General features: G+C 38.7%; 8 protein-coding genes. All 8 read left to right on the top strand.

What is annotated here, in order from left to right:
- The first annotated feature begins 9 nt into the window (after positions 1-9).
- Complete coding sequence (locus HLX49_RS00590; protein WP_296360409.1) at positions 10-1,212, top strand: MFS transporter; 1,203 nt, start codon at positions 10-12, stop codon at positions 1,210-1,212.
- Between the two features lie 50 nt (positions 1,213-1,262).
- Positions 1,263-2,375, top strand: coding sequence for an alpha/beta fold hydrolase (locus HLX49_RS00595; protein ID WP_296360420.1), 1,113 nt, complete (start codon positions 1,263-1,265; stop codon positions 2,373-2,375).
- Positions 2,376-2,656: 281 nt separating this feature from the next.
- Complete coding sequence (gene moaA / locus HLX49_RS00600; RefSeq protein WP_296360410.1) at positions 2,657-3,703, top strand: GTP 3',8-cyclase MoaA; 1,047 nt, start codon at positions 2,657-2,659, stop codon at positions 3,701-3,703.
- A gap of 119 nt (positions 3,704-3,822) precedes the next feature.
- Positions 3,823-4,056: a molybdopterin converting factor subunit 1 gene (gene moaD / locus HLX49_RS00605; RefSeq protein ID WP_121640791.1), complete on the top strand. Its 234-nt coding sequence runs from the start codon at positions 3,823-3,825 to the stop codon at positions 4,054-4,056.
- Between the two features lie 249 nt (positions 4,057-4,305).
- Positions 4,306-4,899 (top strand): molybdenum cofactor guanylyltransferase, encoded by a 594-nt coding sequence (gene mobA, locus HLX49_RS00610; RefSeq protein WP_296360411.1) that lies wholly within the window; start codon positions 4,306-4,308, stop codon positions 4,897-4,899.
- Positions 4,900-4,912: 13 nt separating this feature from the next.
- Complete coding sequence (locus HLX49_RS00615) at positions 4,913-5,425, top strand: MogA/MoaB family molybdenum cofactor biosynthesis protein (RefSeq protein WP_296360412.1); 513 nt, start codon at positions 4,913-4,915, stop codon at positions 5,423-5,425.
- 117 nt (positions 5,426-5,542) lie between these two features.
- Positions 5,543-6,349 carry a molybdate ABC transporter substrate-binding protein gene (gene modA / locus HLX49_RS00620; protein ID WP_296360413.1) on the top strand — a complete coding sequence of 269 codons (807 nt, stop codon included), beginning with the start codon at positions 5,543-5,545 and terminating at the stop codon, positions 6,347-6,349.
- The coding region (gene modB / locus HLX49_RS00625; RefSeq protein ID WP_296360415.1) for a molybdate ABC transporter permease subunit at positions 6,346-6,984 on the top strand (639 nt) is incomplete at its 3' end. The genes modA and modB, both read left to right, overlap by 4 nt.

Genomic DNA, 6,984 nt, shown 5'->3' on the forward strand with positions numbered 1-6,984 from the left:
GATAGCACGATGAATGAAGCGATTCAGAAAAATGGCGTTAGGGCATATATCATGGAAACGATTATGTTTTTTACGTATGCATTTTTTGCGGTTAGCTGGATTGCGGGGACGACACTGACCCCGCAAATTATGGAGCATTTTAAGTTGACAGATTTTGCTTCCGCGACATTTATTTCAAATGCAATTACGGTTGCTAAAATTATAGGTAATCTACTAGCAGCATGGTTTTTGGTTAAACTACAACCGAAAAAAGCAATTGCTTTTGCTTCGTTGTTAATTGTACTCGGAAGCGGTTTAGGTGTGTTCGTAACGGAATATTGGATGTTTGTTGTAACAAGGTTTATTACTGGTTTTGGGGGAGCCCTATATATTGTATATTTTGCACCAATTGTTATTCGTTATTTTGATCCAAAACGACGCTCTACTATTAATGGGATTAATGCAGCAGCTTATAATGTGGGAAGTATTATTGCTATGGTTGTTGTAACACCTGTTTTTACGTGGCTAGTAACTTGGCAAAATAGTATCCTGTTTTTTACAGCCTGTAGCCTTGTGTTATTCGTATTATGGCTCATATTTGGGGAAGATTTTGAACTAAATCAAACCTCTAACGATCAAAAAACGGTGAAAACATACACATTTAAAGATGGTTTAAAGGATAAGTTTAATTATGTCTTTCCGTTTACTTATGCTGGCTTGTTATTGTTATATATCGTTATTCTTACAATTTTCCCAGTTTCAGATAGTGCTGCAATCAATCCAAAAACGCTGAGTACAGTAGTAGCGATCGCCGGAGTAGTCGGAACGATATTTGGAATTATGGTAACGAAGCGATTTGCTCGCCGTTTGCCAGTACTTCGTTGGTCAGGGCTAGCGATGACGGTATCAGCTGTAATCATGGTCATGACAACATCGGGTGCATTGGCGTTAGCTATGGCAGCACTGGTCGGATTCTTCATGTTCTTGCCAATGACAGCATTGGTTACGATTCCACAAGAGCTTCCTGATATGACACCAAGCAAATTAACGTTAATCATGGGATTCTTCTGGTCGTTTGCTTATATGTTTGAAACGGTTGCCTATTATTTTGTGGGAGTGTTAATTGATGTATCTGGCTTCCAGGCTGGATTATATTGTGCGATTCTATTAAGCTTATCATTTTTTATTGGTTCCTTCTTACTACCAGAAACAGGAGGGAAGACAGAAGATTAAAAGCAAGCAATCAGCTAAAGAAATGATGAAAGGGAGGCTTTACGATGGATATGAATCATGTTGAAAAAAAGCAATTTTCGTTAGACAGTTATACATTGGAATGCGGGAAAGCGATCCCTGTAACTTTAGGGTATGAGACATACGGGGAATTAAACAAAGACAAATCAAATGTAGTGGTAGTGGCACATTATTTTAGCGCTTCTAGCCATGCGGCAGGAAAGTATTCTCCTGAGGATGAGACAAGCGGCTATTGGGACTCTTTGATCGGCCCAGGTAAAGCAGTTGATACGAATAAATTCTTTGTTATTAGTACAGATAATTTGGCGAATGTACAAGCTTATCATCCGAAGGTAATTACAACAGGCCCAAGAACAATTAACCCAGAGACAGGGCAAATATGGGGGATGGATTTTCCGCCATTTACATTTCGTGATATGGCGGGTATACAGCATGATTTTATTACGAAACAGCTAGGTATTAAGAAACTACATGCTGTCATGGGGGCTTCAGCTGGTGGGTTTATTTCATTAAATTGGGCAGTCCACTATCCAGACATGGTAGAACGTATAATTGGAGTAATAACCAATCCACAAAATCCAGTCATAACATCGTTTAATGTGCTACAACATGCCATGCGAGCAATTGAACTAGATTCGAATTGGAATAATGGTAATTATGTGGACGATCAAGGACCTGAAGAAGGCTTGCACTTAGCTATTCAAATGATGAATGCAGGTGCGTTTACACCAGAGCTGTATGAAGATACATATCAGCGAAATAGTGATGAACAAGCTCCTTACGAATATCTTCATATGAGAACAGGTTACGAGCAACAGTTGTATGACGCTGTGAAAGCGGGAATGCCAGTTATGGATGCTAGTCATTGGTATTATACTTGTCGAGCAACGATGATGCATGATATCGCTCACGGTATAGGTTCATTAGAAGAAGCGTTAGACAGAATACAGGCTAACGTGTTAATGATTTCTTGCACGCGTGATTTACTCCAGCCGACCATTTATAATCGTCGTATGGTTGATACGTTGTTGAAATTAGGCAAAGAAGCAGAATTAGTAGAAATTGAGAGCTTAAAAGGGCATATGGCAGGCGTATTAGATGGGCATTTGTTCAGTGATGATATCCGAAAGATGCTACAAAAATAGCGTTGTAAGTGCATGAACGAAGTATAAACTTGCCTTAAAGAAAAATGCTTTGAGCTTTCTTTCTCTTTCTAAAATGAGGTATGGATTATACAGAATACATGAATGTATAATTTGTTCAATGGTTTGTAGACTATTCTTGGAGTAATAGCAAGGAGTGGAGGGTGAATAAACCTCCACTCCTTGTGCTTACTTTACCCCTCTAAATTGCTTTTGTGCTATACAGCTTCTTTATTCTAACAATTCACGATTTTGTAAGGTTTTTAAAGATTAATTCTGTTAGAATGGACGTAAGAAGGAAGGGAAAAGGAGAGGGTTACTTGTCTGAAATGAAAGATAAATTTGGACGTCCTTTACATGACTTGCGGATTTCTGTGACAGATCGTTGTAATTTTCGTTGTAGATATTGTATGCCAAAGGAAATGTTTGGAAACGATTTTTCGTTTATGAAAAGAGAGCAGTTGCTTTCATTTGAAGAGATAGAGCGAGTGGCGAAAATTTTTGTTTCATTAGGAATAAGGAAAATTCGCTTAACGGGCGGAGAGCCTTTGTTGCGTAAAGATTTACCAGTGTTAATTGATAAGCTAGTGTCTATTCATGGATTAGAAGATGTTGCATTGACAACGAACGCCTCATTATTGGAACGTATGGCTCCTCGTTTGAAGGAGGCAGGTTTGCATAGGGTGAATGTGAGCTTAGATGCCATAAACGACGATGTTTTTATGATAATTAATGATGCCGCTTACAAAACAGAAATGATTTTAAGAGGGATTGATAAGGCTAAAGAAGTCGGGTTAGGCGTTAAGGTCAATATGGTAGTAAAAAAAGGAATGAATGATCATCAAGTAATTCCAATGGCTACTTATTTTAAGAAACGTGGAATTACGTTGAGATTTATTGAATTTATGGACGTTGGTACAGCGAACGGTTGGAACTTTCGTCAAGTGATGACAAAAAAAGAACTTTATGATGAATTATTCAAGCATTTTGCTTTAGAAGCCGTAAATCCTGCTTATGTTGGTGAAGTTGCGAAAAGGTATCGTTATGTCGGAACGAATACAGAAGTTGGCTTTATTACCTCTGTTTCCGAGTCTTTTTGTTCTACTTGCACAAGAGCAAGAGTTGCGGCTGATGGGAAGCTATATACATGCCTCTTTGCATCTAATGGGTTAGATCTAAAAAGTATACTACGTTCTAATTCTGGTGATGAAGTTGTGCGTGCAGCGATTGTATCGACGTGGCAGAACAGAACGGATCGGTACTCGGATGAACGAACAGAAGAGTCGGCAAAGAATAAAACAAAAATTGAAATGTCTTATATAGGTGGCTAAGTTTCAAGCAATAGATGCGTAGATAAATAGAGTGAATCGATGCAAATTCACTTTGCTAAGGAAATCATAATCGATAAGCATTATATTTCAAGTGTCATTTAATAGAAGGAGGGGTATGCATGGTAGAGGTTTTATTATTTGCACAGCTTCGAGAAGACATAGGAACAGACCGTTTACAAGTAGAGGCTGAAGAAATGACTATTCATGAATTGAAAAAGCAACTTCAGGAAAGCTATTCGTTATCGCAAATGGAAACAATAATGACAGCAATTAATGAGGAATATGTAATGGATTCAGAAGTTATAAAAGCTGGGGATACAATTGCTTTTATTCCTCCTGTAAGCGGAGGGTAATTTTATCTTGAATACCACTTTAATAATCGGAAAATGCAAGTCTAAGCGGAGATAACAACACCTAAATAATCTTTGAAAGATTTATGTTATATCAATGGGATACTAAACAATTCATGTGGGATAAAATCCTCACTGTATCTCTATTGGTGACCTCTTGAAATTTCCACCACTAAAGTCGTCGGTCTTTCACTTTACAGTGTAATGGGTGATTTCTCATAACTTTAAATAGCTCTAAAAAGGAGGGCTTCCATGGAGCAGGATATAACTGGAGCCGTCATTGCGGGAGGGGCGTCAAGAAGATTTGGCTCCCCAAAAGCATTTGCTAAAAAAGACGGAAAAGCTTTTTATCAAATTTCCATCGCTGTATTGCGTCCGTTTGTTAACAAGATTTTTTTGGTAACTAGTCCAGCTCTAGCGGCTTGCTTTAGGCATGATGATACGGATGTGAAAATCATAGAGGATATCCCGCATTATCAAGGGGATGGTCCGCTTGCAGGAATTTATTCCGCAATGACTTCTTGTGAAACAGAGTGGTTGCTCACCTTGCCTGTCGATGTGCCGTTTATGAAGTCAGACGTACTAGAGGTTTTGTTGCGGGAGATGGGAGATGAGATAGACGCAGTTATTCCCATAGTAGATGAAAAAATGCAAGTCCTTGTGGGGTTATTTCGTTGTACTATAAAAGACAAGATTAAAACGCAGCTTGATCAAGAAGAACGGAGGATTGATCACTTATTGGAAAAAATAGCTACACGTTATGTGAAAATAGATGATACCAAAGCATTTTTTAATATAAATCGACAGTCCGAATATCACAAATATGTGGCTAATATAGAACATTAAGGGGGCTACACGATTGTTACAAGACCATCGAAAGGCATCACCAAACGCTGTTACATGTGCTATTTTAACCATCAGTGATACAAGAAATAAGGAAACCGATAAAAGTGGAAGATTCATTCAATCCTTTTTGGGAGAGGAAGGTCATGCTGTTTCTGCTTACGATGTAATCCCAGATGAAAAAGGCATGATTGAAATGCATATAAACAGCTATGGAACAGACATAGAAGCTGTGATTATAAATGGAGGTACAGGCATTTCCAAACGCGATGTCACCATTGAAGCTGTCAAGCCATTATTAGATAAAGAATTACCTGGCTTTGGTGAGTTATTTCGTATGCTTAGTTACCAATTGGACATCGGTTCAGCAAGCATGTTATCAAGAGCAGTCGCCGGCGTTTCGCAAAATCGTGTTATTTTTGCCATACCAGGTTCTAGTGGGGCGGTAAAACTAGCGATGGAAAAGTTAATCTTGCCTGAATTGGGACATCTTGTCATGGAAGTTAGCAAAGATATAGAGCAAGGTTAAACAGGAAAATGATGAAAGAGGCTCGTATTATAAGACGTAAGTTTGAAGCGAGTCAATCACTTTTATTGAATGAAATAAAGTGGCAACAATAAGATACGTATAAAAGGATGGAGCAATGTGAAAAAACAAACCATACTCATACTTGTAGCTGTGCTCATCATTATAACTGCTTGTGGAAATGCATCTAACTCTAACTCAAATGCCAAAGGCTCCATAGAACTTACGATTTCTGCGGCTTCCAGCATGATGGACGTATTAACAGAAATAAAAGAAAACTTCGAGAAGGAAAACCCAAATATGGAAGTAACATTTAATTTTGGAGGGACAGGGGCGCTACGGAAGCAAGTAGAACAAGGGGCACCTATTGATGTCTTTTTTTCTGCTTCTAAAAAAGATTACGATCTGTTATTAGAGGGAGGGTATATTGAACAGGGCGAGGAATTGTTACATAATCAATTAGTTGCTATCCAGCCACAAGGTGGTCCTGTTTCAACGCTACAAAATGTTGTTAACACGAATCAAAAATTTGCTCTTGGTACACCGGAATCCGTACCAGCAGGCTTCTATGCACAAGAAGCATTACAAAAAATGGGTTTTTGGGATGAGTTGCAAGGACGAATGGTATTTGCTAAAGACGTATCTCATGTCTTGCAATTAGTAAAAGATAAAGCGGTGTCTGCTGGTATAGTCTATAGCAGTGATCTCCATCGTGTGAACGAAGTAGATATTATAGAGAAAATAGATGGCGCATTACATACCCCAATATCCTATTATGTAGCGGTCATTGAAAATGGTAATGAACGTTCTCAAGAAAAGCAAGCAGCGGCAGAACAATTTTATAACTATGCGCAAAATGAAACGAGTAAAGCGCTATTTGAAGTTTACGGATTTGTCATTTGTGATAAGCTGGTGGAGGATACATGATGTGGTCTTGGCACCCTGTTCAACTTTCGTTAGTCGTAGCCAGTATCGCAACAGGGATTGTATTTGTATTTGCTATGATTGTGGCGTATTGGATGACCGAAAAAAATGTGAAAGGACGCGCCATTTTAGAGACGGTTGTCTTCCTTCCTCTTGTTTTGCCGCCAACCGTCATTGGTTTTTTATTAATTATTATTTTTGGTAATAACAGCTTTGTTGGGCAAGCTATCTCCTGGCTAACCGGACAACCCCTGTTGTTTACCGTCACTGCAGCGGTTATAGCTGCAAGTGTAGTTGCTTTCCCGCTTATGTATCAATCACTGAAAACCGGTTTTCAAATGGTTGATGATACTATTCGTGGTGCGGCCAAAGTAGATGGAGCATCTAATTGGAAGCTGCTATTTCTAATTACCATTCCGTTATCCTATCGGTCAATTGCCACTGGATTTATTTTAAGTTTTACACGGGCGTTTGGTGAATTTGGAGCAACCTTAATGTTTGCCGGAAATATTCCAGGAAAGACGCAAACCATTCCAACAGCTATTTATCTTGCTATTGAATCTGGGCAAACAAAAATTGCTACCTATTATGCGCTCATTAGCATTGGTTTTTCGTTTGTGTTGTTGTTTATGATGAAC

It is taken from the genome of Virgibacillus sp., from assembly GCF_013393565.1.
Taxonomy (GTDB): Bacteria; Bacillota; Bacilli; order Bacillales; family Amphibacillaceae; genus Virgibacillus; species Virgibacillus dokdonensis.

Bases quoted from the DNA above. Each gene is read 5' to 3' on its own strand.
- moaD (WP_121640791.1), top strand. From the start codon at position 3,823: ATGGTAGAGGTTTTATTATTTGCACAGCTTCGAGAAGACATAGGAACA.
- moaA (WP_296360410.1), top strand. From the start codon at position 2,657: ATGGACGTAAGAAGGAAGGGAAAAGGAGAGGGTTACTTGTCTGAAATG.
- mobA (WP_296360411.1), top strand. From the start codon at position 4,306: ATGGAGCAGGATATAACTGGAGCCGTCATTGCGGGAGGGGCGTCAAGA.
- HLX49_RS00595 (WP_296360420.1), top strand. From the start codon at position 1,263: ATGAATCATGTTGAAAAAAAGCAATTTTCGTTAGACAGTTATACATTG.
- HLX49_RS00590 (WP_296360409.1), top strand. From the start codon at position 10: ATGAATGAAGCGATTCAGAAAAATGGCGTTAGGGCATATATCATGGAA.